Here is an 18,754-nt window from a genome sequence, read left to right as displayed (position 1 = left end):
ATTTATTTTATTTTTTTATTCCTAATTAATGCTATAATAGATTAATAAAAGAGAAATTATGGACAAAGAAAAATTTATTTTAGAATTACTTGAAACCATAAAAAATAAAGATTTGGCAAAAATTACTTTTTCTAATATTCGGGACAAGTCATTGGAACTGGAAAAAGTTATTGATAAATTTCTACTAATAAAAAAGAAAATCATATTCAATTTGGATATCTCTATAAGAGAATTTTAAAACATATAAATATTAAACTAGATGATTTCAAGGCTATTGGTTAAGAACTTACTAAACTTTTTACCTTTGCTCGTAATATAAATATAAAAATTTCAAAAAAAGAAAAACTGAATATTAGTAGAAAAATAATTTTTCTAGATGCTAGTTAAGCTGGGTGAGATAATACCATAAAAATATAAAAAACTTGACTGGGCAAATTTTTCTACCAAGTTTTTTTATATTATTAATATAAACTAAAAGTCTATATCTATCAATAATTTTTTTAGTGTGGATAAGAAAATCTATACTAAATATTTTTTATTAATTTTCTATCAATCCCATTGAGAAAAAAGAAAAAAGAGAACTGATAGTTCTCTTTTTTCTAAAGGATCTTGTAAAATATGTTTTATAATAATAATACTTAAATAAAAATTTTTTAATTCTATTTTATTAGCAAAATGCTATTTCTTAACAAATAAATTTTCTGTTTTTTCTAAATACTTATTGATTACTAACTGTGTAACCAAACTAGTTGAATTAGGAATAAAATTGCAAAAACATACATTAAAGGATGAATGTCCTTAACCTGTTTTTTAGTAAGTTTTAAAACTACATAGAAAATAAATCCAAATGCAATACCGTCATTGATAGACCCAGTTAAAGGAATACCCAAGATGGTTACAAAAGCTGGGAATGATTCTGTAATATCTCCCCACTCTATTTTTGCTATGTTTTCCATCATAAATGAACCTATTATTATAAGTGCAGGTGATGTAATAGCAGAAACAGACGCTAGACTACTAGCTAGTGGGAATATAAATACCGATATTAAAATTAACATAGCTGTTGTAAATGAAGTTAGTCCAGTACGGCCACCGTTTGCCACTCCTGATGATGATTCTATATAAGCAGTTGTTGGAGACGAACCGAATAAGGCACCAACTGTTGTTCCAAATGAATCAGCTAAAAGAACATTTCTAACACGATCTATTTTCCCATCTTTTATAAGCCCTGCTTGGTTAGCAACTGCAATCATAGTTCCTGTTGTATCAAATAGAGTAACCATTAAAAAGGCGAATACTATACCATACAAACCCATTTGAAAAACATTAATACTTTCAGTTATAGGATTATAAAGTAAAGAAAAATTAAATTTCGGAAGACCAAAAATACCATTAATTTTTAATATACCCATAAAGTAACTTACAACAGCTACCACAAACATTCCTATAAAAATAGCACCTTTTACTTCTAAAACTAATAAAATTAGAATAACTATTATTCCTAAAACTGTTAGGTAAGCCATAGGTTCACTCAATTTTCCTAATGATAATATTGTCGCCTTATTAGCTACTATAATACCTGAATTTTTAAGTCCGATAAAGGTAATAAACAGACCGATAGCAACAGAGATCCCATGTTTTAGATTGTTCGGAATCGAATCAATCAGAGATTCCCTAAATTTTGTAGCAGATAGTAAAATAAATATTACCCCTGAAATAAAACAGCTTGCTAAAATTGTTGTATAATTTGCTCCAGTAATGGCAACAACACTAGCAAAATAAGAATTAAGAGCCATTCCTGGTGCTACAACTATTGGATAGTTAGCCCCAAGTGCCATAATTAAAGTACCAACTAAAATAGCAAGTATCGTAGCTGTAAAAACTCTTTCTAATGGAACTCCTACACTTGATAAAATAGCTGGATTAACTACAATAATATAAGACATTGAAAAAAATGTAATAAAGCCTGATGATACTTCCGTTAAAACATTTGTCTTATTTTCTTGTAATTTAAAAATTCGATTTAACATAAAATTTTTCTCCTTTTTTAAATTATAGTTCGTAATCGAACCAATAACTATATTACTATTTTTTAAAAAATAAATCAAGAAAAATTTATTATTTTTTCTATAAAAATAAATAGAAGCAAAAATCTTATTACTAAAAGATTAATTACTTTTATTTATAAATTTTGTTATTTTCTTTGCCATAAAAAATTATTCTTTATCAAATTTTGGCACATAAAAATGACGATTTTCCAAACCGAATATTCTATCCGAAAATTCTCCTGGTGTAACATCTACTAAATTTTTATCAAACATTTGCATACGAGCATCTATATTGTCAATAAAATTCAAAATTTCCGCTTCTTTTAACATAGGTAATTTTGGAGAGCCAAATTCATACTTGCCATGATGAGATAGGATAAGATGGCGTAATAAAATAATTTCTTCACCCTCTATGCCTAATTTTTCTGCTGTTCTTGAGACTTCGTCACTCATAGTACAGATATGCCCCAACAGTTCCCCCTCTATGGTGTAGTTAGTAGATATAGGTCCACTTAATTCAATAGTTTTTCCTAAATCATGCAGGATTATTCCACTGTATAATAAGTCTTTATTTAAACTTGGATAAATATTTATAAGAGCCTGAGCTATTTTTAACATGGTAGTAGTGTGATAAATTAAGCCAGAATAAAAATCATGATGCATAGACTTGGCAGCAGGATAAGTTACAAATTCTTTTCTATATTTATTTAAAAGTTCTATGGTAACAGCCTTTAAATTTTTATTGTCTATAAGTTTTAAAAAAGTATTAAGTTCTGCTATCATTGTATCTTTAGGAATTGGTGCTACTTGAATAAAGTCATCAACATAAACTTCATCACTATCTGTTTTTAGGCGATAAGAATTTATTTTTAGTTGCATTTTTCCCCTGTATTCATTGGCTATCCCCTCTACATAAATTAAAATTCCAGATTTTAAGTTTGCATAGTCATCTTCTTTAACTTCCCATATTTTTGCTTCTATACTGCCAGTCTTATCTTTTAAGCTAAGAGTTAAATAGGGTTTCCCACTTGTAGCTATTCCCTTAGTAACATTATTTACTAAAAAAAACTGATTTATCTGCATTGCATTTTCAAAATCTTTAATAAACATAATTTCCTCCTTTTATAAATATTCACGCATTAATTTTAATTTTTTATCTATTTGATTACTATAATTTCCATAGCTAACAGGGTCTTTAGGATTTAGTATTGAATGAATATTATTATCCTATCAATAATTTTACTACTTGCTCCCCAACCTATTCCTATTATATTTTGTACTTCTTCCATTATTATAATATTATATAGATTAATATGTCCAGCTTTTGAATATCCTATATTTTCCATATTTGCCAAAATATTTTTTTGCCTGTATAGATAATAAGGAAAGTAATTATTTTTTTCATCCATTCCTTAGTTATCTCAAGCATCTGTTCTGCTTCTCTCCCACTCGCTACCGGATAGCGTGAGCGTTGCTTAGTCATCTGGCTAGCACGTTTAAAACTTAGGGCGTGTACCGTAATATTTTCTGGTGCAAGTTTTTCAAAATTATTAAGAGTATCTTTGATGTCTTCAATATTTTCCCCAGGCAAGCCTACTATCATATCCATATTAATAGTCTTGATGTAGGGTCTTGATAGATGATATTTTTTTATAGTTTCTTCAACACTATGTATCCTTCCTATTGCCCTAAGTGTAGTATCGTTAAAACTTTAAGGATTGACGCTAATTCTATCTATCTTGTATTTTTTTAAGACAGCCAGTTTTTCTTCATCTATGGTATCTGGTCTACCTGCTTCAACAGTTATTTCACGAAGTTTTGATAAATCTATTTTTTCATATATCTTAACCAAAACTTTTTCCAAATCTTCTGCACTTAAACTTGTTGGCGTTCCTCCGCCAAAATATATGCTGGTAACAGACTTTTTCTTTTCTGTTAAAATTTCAAAAACTAAATCAATTTCTTCAAAGAGCATATTTAAAAAAGGTTGCATACGCTCATCATTTTTCCTTATTTGATAGGCAGGAAATGTGCAATAAGCACATTTAGTTGGACAAAAAGGAATACCTATATATATGCTTACTTCATTGTCATTAATTTGATAAAAGTCGGGTATGGTTGCTAGTTGCAACTTAAAAATATTTTCTAAAGCCAAAATACTTTCATCAAGTAACAGATAATCTTCTTTTAATATTTTCTTTACCGCGTCGTAATTTTTATCTTCCTTATAAAGAATATGAAATAGTTTTGTTGGTCTAATACCTGTTAAAATTCCCCAAGGACTTACATAATCAAATACTTTATTAAAAAATTTAACTATTTATTTACTTAATAATCTTTTTAACTATTTACCATCTTTGTAATTTTTTATTAGAGAATAACTTGTGTAATTATTATAATCACTAGATAATTGAATTTTATATTTGTTTATATTAAAATCTAATCTTATATTTATTGTATCAGCTATTTCTTTGTTGTCGTAACAAAAAGTAGCACCCTGCACATACTGCTGTGCAAGGTGTTTAATTGTTAAACCATAAACTTCTTCTAAAATACCTGTTACTAAAAAGTTATAGTTATTATTTTTCATATTTATTAAATAATTCTTCCAATGGTTTATAAATTATTTTATTTATATCATCTAAAGTTATTTGTAAACGTTGTTGTGCTTGTATTAAATTATTAACTTTTTCATCAGCTAACAATTTAGCTTGTAACTCTTGGAATTTAGTCGTTTTTTCTTCTGAAGGTTGTTCTCCCTTATTCATTAAAGTCATAAATTCTTCTTGCACTGAAATAAATTCTTTGTATAATTTATCAGATTCTGCATTCTCTTTTACTGCTTCAAAAGCACCTTCCACAGTCTTATAATTTTCATCAGCACGCAAGGCACGTTCTAATTCATTTGCTTTATCATAAAGATTTGTCATTTTGAATCTCCTAAATATAATTATTTTTACAAGCTAAGTATATCATATATCTACTATTTTTAAAAGTTAATAGAAATTAGAATGTATTCATTTACAAAATAAGCCACTTAGTATAAAATAAAGATATAATAAAAAACTAGGAGGCAGTTTATATGAAAATAGCATGGATTGGTGTTGGTGTTATGGGAGAAAGTCTTGTAAATCATCTACTTAATGCAGATCATGAAGTATTTGTTTACAACAGAACACAAAGTAAGTGTGCTAATGTTGTAAAAAACGGAGCTATCTTATTAGAAAAAATTTCTGACGCTCCAAAATTTGCAGATATTATTTTTACAATGGTTGGTTATCCAAAAGATGTAGAAGAAGTCTATCTTGGAGAAAATGGACTAATAACCGAGGCAAAAGAAAATCAAATATTTATAGATATGACAACCTCTTCTCCGACACTAGCTGAAAAAATTAATGCAGAATTTTTGAAAAAAAATGCTCATACATTTGATATTCCTGTTACTGGTGGGGATATAGGAGCAAAAAATGGAACACTTACAGTTTTTGTTGGTGGAGATAAAAAAATATTTGAAGAAAAAGTTTATAAACTTATTCAAACATTCTGCAAGACAATAGAATATTTTGGGACTACTGGCAAGGGGCAATATGCAAAACTTGGAAACCAAATTGCCATAGCAACTACCATGATTTCGCTTGCAGAAAGTTATAAATTTGCAAAAGAAACTGGCTTAGATACAGACCTATTCTTAAAAACTATTTCTACTGGTTCAGCAGGAAGTTTTTCAATGTCTTCTTATGGTCCTAGAATATTAGAAGAAGATTATAAGCCAGGATTTTTCATTCATCACTTTATCAAAGATATGCGACTTGCTCTTGAAGAATGTCAAAAATTAAATTTACTTCTACCAGGTTTAGAATTAGTTTATGAAATGTATAACTATCTAAAAGATGAAGTAAAATATAATGAGGGAACACAAGCCATAATAAAATATTATGAATAAAATGTAGCAAACCAAGAACATATTCCTTTAAATTAGACAGTTAAATTATAATATATTTTAATTAAAGCATCATACCATACTTTACTAGGAATGATGCTTTTTAATATAATTCTTGTATTATTTAAAATTATACATAATCTTTTATTGTAAATAAGGCTAACTTTCTTGTTTTATAGTTTGTTTTTTCTTTTCTTACCATAAAAAAATATATCCCCAAAAACCAAACACTTTTTTGTGTTTAATTTTCAGGGACATATTTTTTTATTATTTATTCAAAGCTGATTTTGCTTGTTCACAAAGATTAGCAAAAGCTACACTATCGTGAATAGCTACTTCAGATAACATTTTACGGTTAATGTTAATTCCTGCAACTTTTAATCCATTCATTAAACGGCTGTATGAAATTCCATTTAATCTAGCTGCTGCATTAATACGAACTATCCATAATCTTCTGAAATTACGTTTTGTTTGACGACGGTCACGGAAAGCATACATTCCAGATTTCATTACTTGTTGTTTTGCAACTTTAAATAATGTATGTTTTGAACCAAAATATCCTTTAGCTAATTTTAAAATCTTTTTACGGCGACGACGAGTCACTGTTCCACCTTTAACACGTGGCATATCAAATTCCTCCTTACGAATATATAAAATAAATTAAATTTACTTTATCTCTAATATATTATTTTACTAATAAAGTTCTAATACGTTTGTAATCACCACGAGATACCAATGATGCTTTACGCAGATGACGTTTTTGTTTAGTAGTCTTTCTTGAAAACCAGTGAGAAGTATATGCACGGCTTCTTTTTAATTTTCCGCTTGCTGTTCTTTTCACACGTTTTGCTAAACCACGGTGAGTTTTCATTTTTGGCATTATCAATTTCCTCCTATATTAAACCTTTACTTATCTTTTTTTGGTGCTAGGACTAAAAACATACTGCGACCATCCATTTTAGGCCTTTGTTCGACAGTTGCTACATCACTAGCTTCATTAGAAAATTGTTCTAAAACTTTCTGTCCAATTTCTTTGTGGGTGATTGCTCTACCCTTAAAGCGAATAGTTACCTTAACTTTATCTTCTTTTGTTAAGAATTTTTTAGCATTTTTTAATTTAGTATCAAAATCATGTTTATCAATTGTTGGTGATAATCTAATTTCTTTTACTGTAATAATTTTTTGATTTTTACGGGCTTCTTTTTCTTTTTTCTGTTGCTCAAATTTGAATTTACCATAATTCATTATTTTTGCAACAGGAGTTTTTGCGTTAGGAGCAACAATAACAACATCTAAATTCATTCTTGATGCGATTTCGATAGCTTCTGACTTTGTTTTAATTCCTAATTGTTCCCCATTTTGACTAATTAAAAGAAATTCCTTCGCTTTAATCCCTTCATTGATTTGTGCAGTATCTTTACTAATGACCAGCACCTCCTATTTATATAATTCATCAAATACTATAAAAACAAAAGGCTGAATGTACATAATACATCCAGCCTAAATAATTCTAAAATTATTACTAACCTAACATCCTAAACGAGTGCAGGTGAGAAACTGGTGCTTCTACTTTCGTATTCAATATCTGTTATTGTACATTTTTTTATAATATTTGTCAACAGTTTTATTTTTTATTCCACAAAAACTTCTGATTCTTCTTTTGAATCTAATTCTGTTTCTTCTATTTTTGCTAAATGGTCGATTGAAATATTATTATAACGCATCATACCTGTTCCAGCTGGAATAAGTTTTCCGATTATAACATTTTCTTTTAGACCCATCAGTTTATCTTCTTTACCTTTAACTGCTGCATCTGTTAGTACACGAGTTGTTTCTTGGAATGAAGCTGCTGACAAGAAACTTTCTGTTTCTAGTGATGCTTTTGTAATACCTAAAATTACAGGTTTGGCAGTAGCCATAGTGCCACGTTTTGCTAAAATTTTAGAATTTTCATCTGTAAATCTATGAATATCTACTAAGGAACCTGGTAATAAGTCTGTATCCCCTGCATTGATAATTCTAACTTTACGAAGCATTTGACGAACCATTACCTCAACGTGTTTATCACTTATTTCTACCCCTTGCATCCTATATACTTTTTGTACTTCTGTTAATAAGTAACTTTGTACTCTTTCTATTCCTGCAATAGCTAATAGTTCTTTTGGCTCAATAGAACCTTCTGTTAATACTTGACCACGAGATACTCTATCTCCTTCTTTAACAAGAAGACGACTAGCACCGTAATCTTGATATTCTCTTTCTTCTTCTAAGTCACTAACAACAAATATTCTACGAACATGGTTGAAAGTAATTTCTACTTTAGTAACTAATCCATCAATTTCTGAAACTAGGGCTTTACCTTTTGGATTTCTAGCTTCAAATAATTCTTGGATACGGGGTAAACCTTGAGTTATGTCTGCTCCTGCAACCCCTCCAGTATGAAAAGTACGCATTGTAAGCTGTGTTCCTGGCTCTCCGATAGATTGGGCAGCTATTGTACCAACAGCCTCTCCAACCTCTACTTTTTCACCAGTAGCTAAATTTTTACCGTAACATTTTTCACAAACACCATGACGGCTATTACATGTGAAGGCTGAACGTATTAAGACACTTTCAATACTAGCATTTTCTATTGCTTTTGCTTTGTCAAGAGTAATCATTTCGCCTTCTGCTACTATTAATTCTCCTGTATCAGGATTAATAACATTTTCTTTTGAATAGCGACCTTCTAAACGTTCTTGTAGCGATTCAATTTCATCTGTTCCATTTTTAAGTGACGAAACTTTTAGTCCTCTTGATGTTCCACAATCTTTTTCTCGAACAATTACATCTTGAGCAACGTCTACTAAACGGCGAGTTAGGTATCCAGAGTCGGCTGTTTTAAGTGCCGTATCTGCAAGACCTTTACGCGCTCCGTGTGAAGAAATAAAGTATTCTAATACCGTTAATCCTTCTTTAAACGATGAACGAACTGGCATTTCCATAATTCTTCCAGATGGTGAAGCCATAAGTCCACGCATACCTGCCAACTGTGTAAAGTTTGAGGCGTTACCACGAGCTCCCGAATCACTCATCATGTGTATTGGATTCGTTGCTGGAAGTGAGTCCATAAGTTGATCTTGAATAATATCTTTTGCTTTTGCCCACTGTGCAATGATGTTTTGGTATCTTTCTTCTTCTGTTAGTAGACCACGTTTAAATAGGTTCATAATCTTATCAACATTCTTTTGTGAAACGGCAAGAATTTCATACTTGTTAGGTAGTACTAATACGTCACTAACCCCAACAGTTATACCTGCTCGAGAAGAATATTTGAATCCTAAATCTTTCATTCTATCTAACATGGTAGATGTTTCTGTGATATGGAATATATTAAATATTTCAGAAATTATTTTTGATAAGAAACCTTTTTTGAATGGTGTTACTGGTTCTAATTTAGAAATAAATTCTTTTAAACCACCGTCTTTTAATTTTTTACTTGAAATAAAGTATTTGTCAGGTAATGCTAATTCAAGATTTTCCTTTGTTGGTTCATTCAAATAAGGAAATTCTTCTGGCAATATTTCATTAAATATTACTTTACCTATTGTTGTAATAAGTATTTTTTTATTTTGCTCTTGAGTGAAATTTTTATTTTTAAAAGATTTTGCAAATATACCTATTCTTGAATGTAGATGAATATAACCATTTTGGTAAGCCATACTAGCTTCGTTGGCATCTTTAAAGATCATACCCTCCCCTACTGCACCTGGTCTTTCAAGTGTTAGATAGTAATTACCTAATACCATATCTTGAGACGGTGTAACTACTGGTTTCCCGTCTTTAGGGTTTAGGATGTTTTGTGCTGCTAACATCAACATTCTAGCTTCTGCTTGTGCCTCTTTTGATAAAGGTACATGTACTGCCATTTGATCTCCATCAAAGTCAGCGTTGAATGCTGTCGTAACAAGTGGGTGCAACCTAATCGCACGACCCTCAACCAAAATTGGTTCAAATGCTTGAATACCTAGTCTGTGTAAAGTCGGTGCACGGTTAAGAAGAACTGGATGCTCTTTAATTATCTCTTCTAAAATATCCCATACGTGATCTTCCATTTTTTCAATTTGTGTTTTAGCATTTTTTATATTATTAGCTAATTCACGTTTTACTAACTCTCTCATAACAAAAGGTTTAAATAATTCAAGAGCCATTTCTTTTGGAAGTCCACATTGGTACATTTTTAAATTTGGTCCTACTACGATAACAGAACGACCTGAGTAGTCAACACGTTTACCTAATAGATTTTGGCGAAAACGACCATGTTTTCCTTTTAACATATTAGATAATGATTTCAAAGTTCTATTACCTGCTCCTGTTACTGGACGGCCTCTACGGCCATTATCAATTAAAGCATCAACTGCTTCTTGTAACATACGTTTTTCATTTTGCACTATTAAGCCAGGTGCATTTAATTCTATTAATTTTTTAAGACGATTATTACGGTTAATAACACGTCTATACAAATCATTCAAATCAGAAGTAGCAAAACGACCACCGTCTAACTGTACCATAGGACGAATTTCTGGCGGTATAACAGGTAATGCAGTCATTATCATCCATTCTGGTTTGTTACCAGAATTTTTAAATGCTTCAAAAACTTCTATACGCTTAATAAGTTTTACAACTTTTTGCCCTGATTTATAGTTACTATCACTTAATTCTTTAAGTTCATTTTTTAAATCTTTAAGTTCTTTTTCTAAATCTAATTCCTCTAATAAGTCACGAATAGCTTCAGCTCCCATTTTTGCAACAAAAGAATTAGCTCCGTACTTACTTCTTGTTTCACGAACTTCACGCTCTGAGATAATTTGTTTTTTTAATAAATTTGTTTCTACTGGATCGATAACGATATAAGAAGCAAAATAAATTACTTCTTCCAGTTGTCTAGGAGTTAAGTCCAGTAATAGACCCATTCTACTTGGGCTGCCTTTGAAATACCAAATATGACTTACAGGTGCTGCTAGTTCCAAGTGAGCCATTCTTTCACGACGCACTTTTGATAAAGTAACGTCAACACCACATTTATCACATTTTATGTTTTTATATCTTACCCTTTTATACTTTCCACAGGCACATTCCCAATCTTTAGTAGGACCGAATATTTTTTCACAAAATAGACCGTAATTTTCTGGTTTTAGTGTTCTATAATTTATAGTTTCTGGTTTTGTAACTTCTCCGTAAGACCATGATCTTATTTTCTCTGGAGAAGCTAGACTGATTTTCATATATGAGAAATTATTTACATCTATCAAGAAGCCTACCTCCTTTATTATTTAATAACAATAATTCTTGCATAGTTTTTATTGTAAGTCTTCTTCGATTTTTTCTATATCCGCATATTCATCTTCATCACTTGTTAGTGATGCTAGTAGTGCATCTAAGCCCAAAGTTTCTTTTTTTTCCACAATCTCTTCTTCTTTAGAAGCTGATTCTTCTACTTCCTCTATGCTACGGTGTGAATGATGTTCAATAGTATCTGCAATTTCCATTTGAGCAAGGTCAACTTCATTGTCGTTGCTATCCATAACTCTAAAGTCCATACCTAGTGCTTGTAATTCTTTCATAAGAACCCTAAATGATTCTGGAACACCAGGGCGTGGTATATTTTCACCTTTTACTATTGCTTCATAAGTTTTTGTTCGTCCATTAGTATCATCTGATTTGTAAGTTAATATTTCTTGAAGTGTGTAGGCTGCACCGTATGCTTCTAATGCCCATACCTCCATTTCCCCAAATCTTTGTCCACCAAATTGAGCTTTACCTCCAAGTGGTTGTTGAGTTACAAGTGAGTAAGGGCCCGTTGATCGTGCGTGTAGTTTGTCGTCTACCATGTGGGCAAGTTTAATCATATACATTACCCCAACTGATACACGACTATCAAATGGTTCTCCTGTTCGCCCGTCATAAAGAACTGTTTTAGCATCTTTTGACATACCTGCTTCTGCAATAGTTGACCAAACATCATCATCATTTGCTCCGTCAAAAACAGGTGTGGCAACGTGTATTCCTAATTTCTTTGCAGCCATACCTAAATGAAGTTCTAATACTTGTCCGATATTCATACGAGAAGGTACACCTAGAGGATTTAACATAACATCTACTGGTGTTCCATCTGGTAAGTAAGGCATATCTTCTTCTGGTAAAATATTTGATATAACCCCTTTATTCCCATGGCGACCTGCCATTTTATCACCGACACGTATTTTTCTTTTTTGAACGATAAACACTCTAACTAATTCATTTACACCATTAGCTAGTTCTGCTCCGTCTTCTCTTCTGAATATTTTAACATCTGCAACTACCCCATCAGCACCATGTGGTACTCTTAGTGATGTATCTCTTACCTCTTTTGATTTAGCACCAAATATTGCATACAATAATTTCTCTTCTGGTGTTTGGTCAGTTACCCCTTTAGGAGTTACCTTACCTACTAAAATATCTCCGTCTTTTACTTCAGCTCCAATGCGAATTATCCCCCTTGAATCAAGATTTTTAAGGGCATTTTCTCCAACATTCGGTATTTCACGAGTAATTTCTTCAGAACCTAATTTAGTATCACGAGTTTCTGTTTCATATTCTTCCAAGTGAATAGATGTATACACATCATCTTTTACAAGTCTTTCACTCATAATAACGGCATCTTCATAATTATAACCGTCCCAGTTGACAAAGGCTACTACTAGATTTTTACCTAGGGCTAATTCTCCCTTCTCCATAGATGGACCGTCAGCAAGAATATCTTTTACATCAACCCTATATCCAACTTTAACAATAGGTTTTTGGTTATAAGATGTAGAGTGGTTTGAACGTGCAAACTTATGAACTTGATAAGTATCAACATTACCTAAAAGTTCTTCTCCATCTAACATTTCAATTCTTTTTACTTTAATTTTTGTTGCATCTACATATTCAACAATCCCAGGATATTTTGCTACTACGGCTGCTCCTGAATCTCTAGCTGATACATGCTCCATACCAGTACCAACAAATGGTGCTTCTGTTGTCATCAAAGGCACTGCTTGACGCTGCATGTTGGCACCCATTAAGGCACGGTTAGAGTCGTCATTTTCTAAAAATGGAATACAGGCAGTTGCCACAGACACAACTTGTTTTGGAGATACGTCCATATAATTCATCATTTCTTTTGGTTTAATCGTATTATCCCCACGGAATCTACAAACTACTTCATCATCTAAGAAGTACCCTTTTTTATCGACATTTGAATTTGATTGAGCTACCACGTATTTATCTTCTTGGTCTGCTGTTAAATAAGAAACTTCTTCTGTTACATAAGGTCTTCCTTTTTTATCAAATTCTACTTTTCGATATGGTGTCATTATAAAACCAAACTCATTAATTCTTGCAAATGAAGAAAGTGAGTTGATTAGACCTATGTTTGGTCCCTCTGGTGTTTCGATAGGACACATACGACCATAATGTGAATAGTGAACGTCACGGACTTCCATACCCGCTCTCTCACGAGTTAGACCACCAGGTCCTAGAGCAGAAAGACGACGTTTATGCGTTAATTCTGATAAAGGATTTGTTTGGTCCATAAATTGTGATAATTGAGAACTACCAAAAAATTCTTTAATTATTGCTGTTACAGGACGAACATTAATAAGTTGTTGCGGTGTTATTTCCTCTGAATCTTGGATAGACATTCTTTCACGAACTACTCTTTCCATACGAGTAATACCTACACGAATTTGATTTTGTAATAATTCTCCTATACAACGCAAACGACGATTACCCAAGTGGTCAATATCATCAACATTACCGATCAACTCAAATTCAAAACCATCACTATTTCTTCTATTTCTTATTAATAGTAAATAATAGTTTATAATTGCAATAATATCAGCTATTGACAGCGTCATTAAATCTTTATCAGGGCTGGCATTACCTACTATGTGTAAGACTTGGTCATTAGTTAATTCGTCAATCTTATAATTACTTCCAGCTTTTACAGCATTTACTACTTTGAATAATTGTATTCTCAAAGTATCTTTGCCGTCCAAACTTTCTTTCATATAGTACTCTTTAACATTTGCTGTCGTCACTAATTCATTACTTATACTATCCAATATTGCTCTTGTTAATTTTATACCTTTTTCTACTAATACTTCCCCTGTTTCAGTATCAACTATTGGTTCAACTAAAACTTGATTTTCTAATCTTTCTGATACATTTAGCTTATTGTTTAATTTATAACGTCCAACTTTTGCTAAGTCGTATCTGCGAGCGTCGAAGAAACGTGCATATAGTGTCGCTTTAGCTGTTTCTACATTTGTAGGTTCTCCTGGTCTTAATTTATCATAAATGACTTTTAATGCAGTTGCTGTATCTCTATTTTCATCTTTTTCAAGCGTATTTAGTAATTCATCATCTTCACCGAATAAACTGATAATTTCTTCATCAGTATTAAAACCTAATGCTCTAATTAGTGTTGTTAAAGGTATTTTTCTAGTTCTGTCTATTCTAGCAAATGCTAATCCCTTAATATCTTTTTCAAACTCTAACCAAGCCCCACGGTTAGGTATAACAGTTGTTTTATAAGCATTAGAAATATTTTTTACTTTTAGTTTTTCATCTTCAGTAAAATAAACTGATGGTGAACGTACTAATTGTGAAACTATAACACGTTCTGCTCCATTGATAATAAAAGTACCAGTATCTGTCATAAGGGGTAATTCTCCCATAAACACTTCTTGTTCTTTTATTTCGCCTGTTTCTTTGTTTAGCAACCTAACTTTAACTCTTAATGGAGCTGCGTATGTAACGTCACGTTCTTTTGCTTTGTCTATATCGTATTTAGGAGTTCCTAATTTATAGTCAATAAACTCTAAACTTAATTTTTCATTATTTCCTTCGATAGGAGAAACATCTCTAAAAACTTCTTTAAGCCCAGTTTCTAAAAATTTCTCGTAAGACGAAGTTTGAATTTCTATTAAGTCTGGTAGGTCTATAGCTTCTGAAATTTTTGCATAACTACGTCTTTCTCTATGTTTACCAAATTTAACTTTTTGCAACTGTGTCACCCCTCGATATTTTTTATAACATTGATTTTTAAGTTTGTATAAAATGCTGTAAATATAGTTTTTTATACAAATTTTAATAATTCATTCATAATTTTAAATAAATTACTTGCAATATATCATATTATCATAATTTATTTTTAAAGTCAATTTATTTTATTGATTTTAGGATATAATATCCCTTGTTTCTAGAAACAATTTTAACGTCTTTAAATAAATTTTCTAATAATTTTTTACAACTTGCCATACCTTGTTTTTTTTGAATGACTACCCACAACTCTCCATCAGTATTAAGAAATTCAAAACTTTGTTTCATTATTTTATGCACTACTTCCTTGCCTGCCCTTATTGGCGGATTGCTTAAAATTATATCAAAACTTTCTTCTATATTATCAAGAACATCATTTTCTATTAATTTTACTTGATTTTCAACCTTATTTAATTTCAAATTTTTATCAGATAATTCTAAACTTCTTTTATTTATATCTATCATGGTAAAAGAAAAATTTTTGTAGTTATCAGCTAAAAATACAGATACTACTCCGTAACCACAACCCAAATCACAAACTTTTGCACTAGTTTTTTGGCTACTAAAATTTTCTAGCAAAGTTCTCGTTCCAAAATCAACACCATTTTTAGAAAATACGCCATTATCCGTTATAAATTTATATTCTTTTTCCTTGATAAATCCTCTTATTATTTGCTCCTTACTTTTTGAATTAGGATTATTTGTATAATAATGTTCCATATATTATCACCTACATAAATTAAAAAAGTATATCTCTGCTTAGCTGAGCTAATCTGAGATATACTATATATTATTATCATCTAAATACATTCTAATGAATATTTGTTATTTTTACATCTATCTAATTAGTTTTTAGTTAAAATTCAATTATTTAACTTCTACTGAAGCTCCAACTTCTTCTAATTTAGCTTTAATTTCTTCTGCTTCTTCTTTAGAAACTCCTTCTTTAAGAGTTGATGGTGCACCGTCAACTTTTTCTTTAGCTTCTTTTAGCCCGTCGCCAGTGATTTCACGAACAACTTTGATTACTTTAATTTTTTGGTCTCCAGTAGCAACTAATACTACATCAAATTCAGTTTTTTCTTCTACATCAGCAACTCCAGCACCAGCTACAACAGCTACAGGTGCAGCCGCAGTTACTCCAAACTCTTCTTCAATTGCTTTTACTAGGTCGTTTAACTCTAAAACTGACATAGCTTTGATAGCTTCTAAAATTTGTTCTTTAGTCATTATAATTTTCCTCCGATTGTGTATAAGTAATTTTTATTTTTTATTAAGCTTCTTGTTCAGCTTTTTGGTCTGCAACAGCCTTAACTGCTAAAGCAGTATTTCTCATTGGTGCTGTTAATACAGATAATAGCATAGAAAGTAATCCTTCCTTGCTTGGTAATGTTGCGATAGCTTTAACTTCATCTAACAAAGCTACTTTACCTTCGATTACACCTGCTTTTAATTCAAGGTTTTCATGATTTTTAGCAAAATCATTCAGAACTCTGGCTGGTGCAACTACATCTTCACTTGAAAAAGCAATGGCATTTGGTCCAGTTAATACTTCATTTAACCCCTCAATTCCTGCTTGTTCCATAGCTCGACGTACTAATGAGTTTTTGTAAACTTTAAATGTTAACCCTTCGTTACGCATATTGTTACGTAGTTCTGTTACTTCAGCAACATTGAGACCACGATAATCAGCGATAACGATTGATGAACTTGCTTTAATTTCTTCTGCAATTTGGTTTACAAGTTCTTGTTTTCTCTCAATAGCTTTTGACATTGAATTTCCTCCTAATTAGATTTATCAATCTCATTGTACCAATAAAAGAACCTTTCTGCATGCGAGAACACACAAAAAGGCATAACATAATACTCTTTTTATTATCGTCCTCGGTAGGATTATTAAAACTTTCGTTCCCTACTGTCTTAGGTACATTTTAAACTGACTTTAGATAATATACACTATTTCTATTACAATGTCAAGTTATTTTTAATTTCATTTGCAAAATATTTTTTAAAATAATTTTTTTAATAATTAAATTTTATTTAAATACATAATAATTATTTTTTTAACATAAACTTTTAAAATTTTACTTCTTATAATAATTTTGTAAAATTTAAACAAAATAAAAAGCAGAAGTTTTCTTCTGCTTTAATTTCATAATCTCAAATTTTAAGTAATTATTTTTTAATAAGTTTTTATTTTAACCATAAAATAATTTTTCTTGAAAATTTTTAAAGTAAAATAATTTTTTTATTTCCACAAGTCTTCTAATAAGTGAGTTTGTGTTCTATCTGGTCCAGTAGAAAATACTGAAATTTTAACGCCAACTAATTCTTCTATGCGTTTTAGGTAGTTGCGAGCATTTTCTGGTAATTCTTCTAATGATGTTACTCCTGTAATATCCTCATCAAATCCTGGTAAAATTTCGTAAACTGGCTTGCAGTCTTTTATAATATTTTCACTAGCTGGATATTCTTTTAACAATTCTCCATTAAAGTCATAGGCTGTACATATTTTTAATTCTTTCAAACCACTAAGAACATCTAAGCAATTTACTGACAAGTTAGTCATACCTGATACACGTGCAGAATGACGCATAACCACAGTATCAAACCAACCTATGCGTCTTGGTCGTCTTGTAACTGTTCCGTATTCATTACCAACTTCTCTAATTGTATCTCCTATTTCATCAAATAATTCTGTTGGGAAAGGTCCATCACCTACTCGTGAAGTGTAGGCTTTACATATACCTAAGACTTTAAATCCATTTGTTGGGACAAAACCATTGCCAACAGTAATTCCACCAGCACTCGGATTTGATGAAGTTACATAAGGGTAAGTCCCGTGGTCAATATCAAGCATTACACCTTGTGCTCCCTCAAACAAGATGTTTTTATTAGATTTTTGTGCATCTTCTAATACTTTAGCTGTATCCGTAACATACTCAGATAATTTTTTTCCGTATTCAAAGTATTCATCAAAAATTTCTTCGACTGTAAAACCTTCTACTCCGTAAATTTTTTCAAAGACTTCATTTTTTTCTAACAAGTTTTGTTCTAATTTTTTTCTGAACAAATCTGCATCTAATAAGTCTGCTATTCTAATTCCACAGCGTTTATATTTGTCTACATAAGTTGGCCCTATACCTTTTTTAGTTGTTCCAATTTTAGAGTCACCACGTCTTAATTCTTCGACTTCATCTAATTTTAAATGATAAGGTAAAACTACATGTACTCTGTTAGATATTCTTAATCCCTTACAAGTTACTCCAGTTTCTTTAAGTTTATCAATTTCTCCGCACAGCCATTTAGGGTCAACAACAAGACCATTTCCGATAATTGATAACTTGTCTTCGTTAAATATTCCTGAAGGTATCAACTGAAGTTTATAAGTCTTACCATCAAATTTTATGGTATGCCCTGCATTATTCCCTCCCTGATAACGAGCAATCACATCAGCCTTTTCTGCAAGAAAATCAGTAATTTTCCCTTTCCCTTCATCTCCCCATTGTGAACCAACTATTACTATTGTAGTCATATAAATTGACCTCCTAAATTTTATATAAATATCACTTTTTATTATAACAAGTTCTATTAATGTTTGCAATATACAAAAAAATATTAAGTATTAAATAGAAAAACGAATAATTAACATTAAAAAAAG

At 30.9% G+C, this 18,754-nt stretch carries 18 protein-coding genes and 2 other annotated features; of the genes, 2 read left to right on the top strand and 16 right to left on the bottom strand.

The window, feature by feature from the left end; genetic code table 11:
- The first annotated feature begins 58 nt into the window (after positions 1–58).
- On the top strand, positions 59–238 hold the full coding sequence (locus KMP11_RS01875; protein ID WP_215756701.1) for a hypothetical protein: 180 nt from the start codon (positions 59–61) through the stop codon (positions 236–238).
- 490 nt (positions 239–728) lie between these two features.
- On the opposite strand, the gene KMP11_RS01870 is transcribed toward KMP11_RS01875, so the two are convergent.
- The 7 genes from KMP11_RS01870 to KMP11_RS01840 form a co-directional block, all read right to left on the bottom strand.
- Positions 729–2,030, bottom strand: a complete 1,302-nt coding sequence (locus KMP11_RS01870; RefSeq protein ID WP_252344714.1) for an NCS2 family permease — start codon at positions 2,028–2,030, stop codon at positions 729–731.
- Between the two features lie 186 nt (positions 2,031–2,216).
- The gene (locus KMP11_RS01865; protein ID WP_215756700.1) at positions 2,217–3,158 is read right to left on the bottom strand and encodes an HD domain-containing protein; all 942 of its coding nucleotides are present in this window, start codon (positions 3,156–3,158) and stop codon (positions 2,217–2,219) included.
- 92 nt (positions 3,159–3,250) lie between these two features.
- On the bottom strand, positions 3,251–3,394 hold the full coding sequence (locus KMP11_RS01860) for a hypothetical protein (protein ID WP_215756699.1): 144 nt from the start codon (positions 3,392–3,394) through the stop codon (positions 3,251–3,253).
- Complete coding sequence (locus KMP11_RS01855) at positions 3,382–3,657, bottom strand: hypothetical protein (protein WP_215756698.1); 276 nt, start codon at positions 3,655–3,657, stop codon at positions 3,382–3,384. The genes KMP11_RS01860 and KMP11_RS01855 overlap by 13 nt, the downstream gene beginning before the upstream one ends.
- A 102-nt stretch (positions 3,658–3,759) precedes the next feature.
- On the bottom strand, positions 3,760–4,203 hold the full coding sequence (locus tag KMP11_RS01850) for a radical SAM protein (RefSeq protein ID WP_215756697.1): 444 nt from the start codon (positions 4,201–4,203) through the stop codon (positions 3,760–3,762).
- A 189-nt stretch (positions 4,204–4,392) separates the two neighbouring features.
- Complete coding sequence (locus tag KMP11_RS01845; RefSeq protein WP_215756696.1) at positions 4,393–4,638, bottom strand: hypothetical protein; 246 nt, start codon at positions 4,636–4,638, stop codon at positions 4,393–4,395.
- A complete protein-coding gene (locus KMP11_RS01840) occupies positions 4,628–4,978 on the bottom strand; it encodes a YlbF family regulator (RefSeq protein ID WP_215756695.1) in 351 nt (116 codons plus the stop codon). Before KMP11_RS01840 ends, KMP11_RS01845 begins: the two co-directional genes overlap by 11 nt.
- Positions 4,979–5,130: 152 nt before the next feature.
- On the opposite strand from KMP11_RS01840, the gene KMP11_RS01835 reads away from it, so the two are divergent.
- Entirely contained in the window at positions 5,131–5,991 is an 861-nt protein-coding gene (locus tag KMP11_RS01835) for an NAD(P)-dependent oxidoreductase (RefSeq protein ID WP_215756694.1), read from the top strand.
- A gap of 264 nt (positions 5,992–6,255) precedes the next feature.
- Here KMP11_RS01835 and rplT read toward each other — a convergent pair whose 3' ends face one another.
- The 9 genes from rplT to KMP11_RS01790 all read right to left on the bottom strand — a co-directional run bounded on the left by rplT (position 6,256) and on the right by KMP11_RS01790 (position 18,628).
- Positions 6,256–6,615 carry a 50S ribosomal protein L20 gene (rplT, locus tag KMP11_RS01830; protein ID WP_215756693.1) on the bottom strand — a complete coding sequence of 120 codons (360 nt, stop codon included), beginning with the start codon at positions 6,613–6,615 and terminating at the stop codon, positions 6,256–6,258.
- A gap of 58 nt (positions 6,616–6,673) precedes the next feature.
- Positions 6,674–6,868: a 50S ribosomal protein L35 gene (rpmI, locus tag KMP11_RS01825; protein WP_215756692.1), complete on the bottom strand. Its 195-nt coding sequence runs from the start codon at positions 6,866–6,868 to the stop codon at positions 6,674–6,676.
- A gap of 26 nt (positions 6,869–6,894) precedes the next feature.
- Positions 6,895–7,422 carry a translation initiation factor IF-3 gene (gene infC / locus KMP11_RS01820; RefSeq protein ID WP_215756691.1) on the bottom strand — a complete coding sequence of 176 codons (528 nt, stop codon included), beginning with the start codon at positions 7,420–7,422 and terminating at the stop codon, positions 6,895–6,897.
- Positions 7,423–7,450: 28 nt separating this feature from the next.
- Positions 7,451–7,566: a sequence feature (ribosomal protein L20 leader region), on the bottom strand.
- Positions 7,567–7,619: 53 nt separating this feature from the next.
- Positions 7,620–11,279: a DNA-directed RNA polymerase subunit beta' gene (gene rpoC / locus KMP11_RS01815; protein ID WP_215756690.1), complete on the bottom strand. Its 3,660-nt coding sequence runs from the start codon at positions 11,277–11,279 to the stop codon at positions 7,620–7,622.
- Between the two features lie 48 nt (positions 11,280–11,327).
- Complete coding sequence (gene rpoB / locus KMP11_RS01810; RefSeq protein ID WP_216279996.1) at positions 11,328–15,059, bottom strand: DNA-directed RNA polymerase subunit beta; 3,732 nt, start codon at positions 15,057–15,059, stop codon at positions 11,328–11,330.
- Positions 15,060–15,216: 157 nt separating this feature from the next.
- Entirely contained in the window at positions 15,217–15,813 is a 597-nt protein-coding gene (locus KMP11_RS01805) for a class I SAM-dependent methyltransferase (RefSeq protein ID WP_215756688.1), read from the bottom strand.
- A gap of 147 nt (positions 15,814–15,960) precedes the next feature.
- On the bottom strand, positions 15,961–16,323 hold the full coding sequence (rplL, locus tag KMP11_RS01800) for a 50S ribosomal protein L7/L12 (RefSeq protein WP_215756687.1): 363 nt from the start codon (positions 16,321–16,323) through the stop codon (positions 15,961–15,963).
- 43 nt (positions 16,324–16,366) lie between these two features.
- Complete coding sequence (gene rplJ, locus KMP11_RS01795) at positions 16,367–16,867, bottom strand: 50S ribosomal protein L10 (protein ID WP_215756686.1); 501 nt, start codon at positions 16,865–16,867, stop codon at positions 16,367–16,369.
- 35 nt (positions 16,868–16,902) lie between these two features.
- Positions 16,903–17,036 (bottom strand) — a sequence feature (ribosomal protein L10 leader region).
- 305 nt (positions 17,037–17,341) lie between these two features.
- Entirely contained in the window at positions 17,342–18,628 is a 1,287-nt protein-coding gene (locus KMP11_RS01790; RefSeq protein ID WP_216279995.1) for an adenylosuccinate synthase, read from the bottom strand.
- Between the last annotated feature and the right edge of the window lie 126 nt (positions 18,629–18,754).

It is taken from the genome of Gemella sp. zg-570, from assembly GCF_018866345.1.
Taxonomy (GTDB): domain Bacteria; phylum Bacillota; class Bacilli; order Staphylococcales; family Gemellaceae; genus Gemelliphila.
This window is presented reverse-complemented; position numbering and strand designations above follow the sequence as displayed.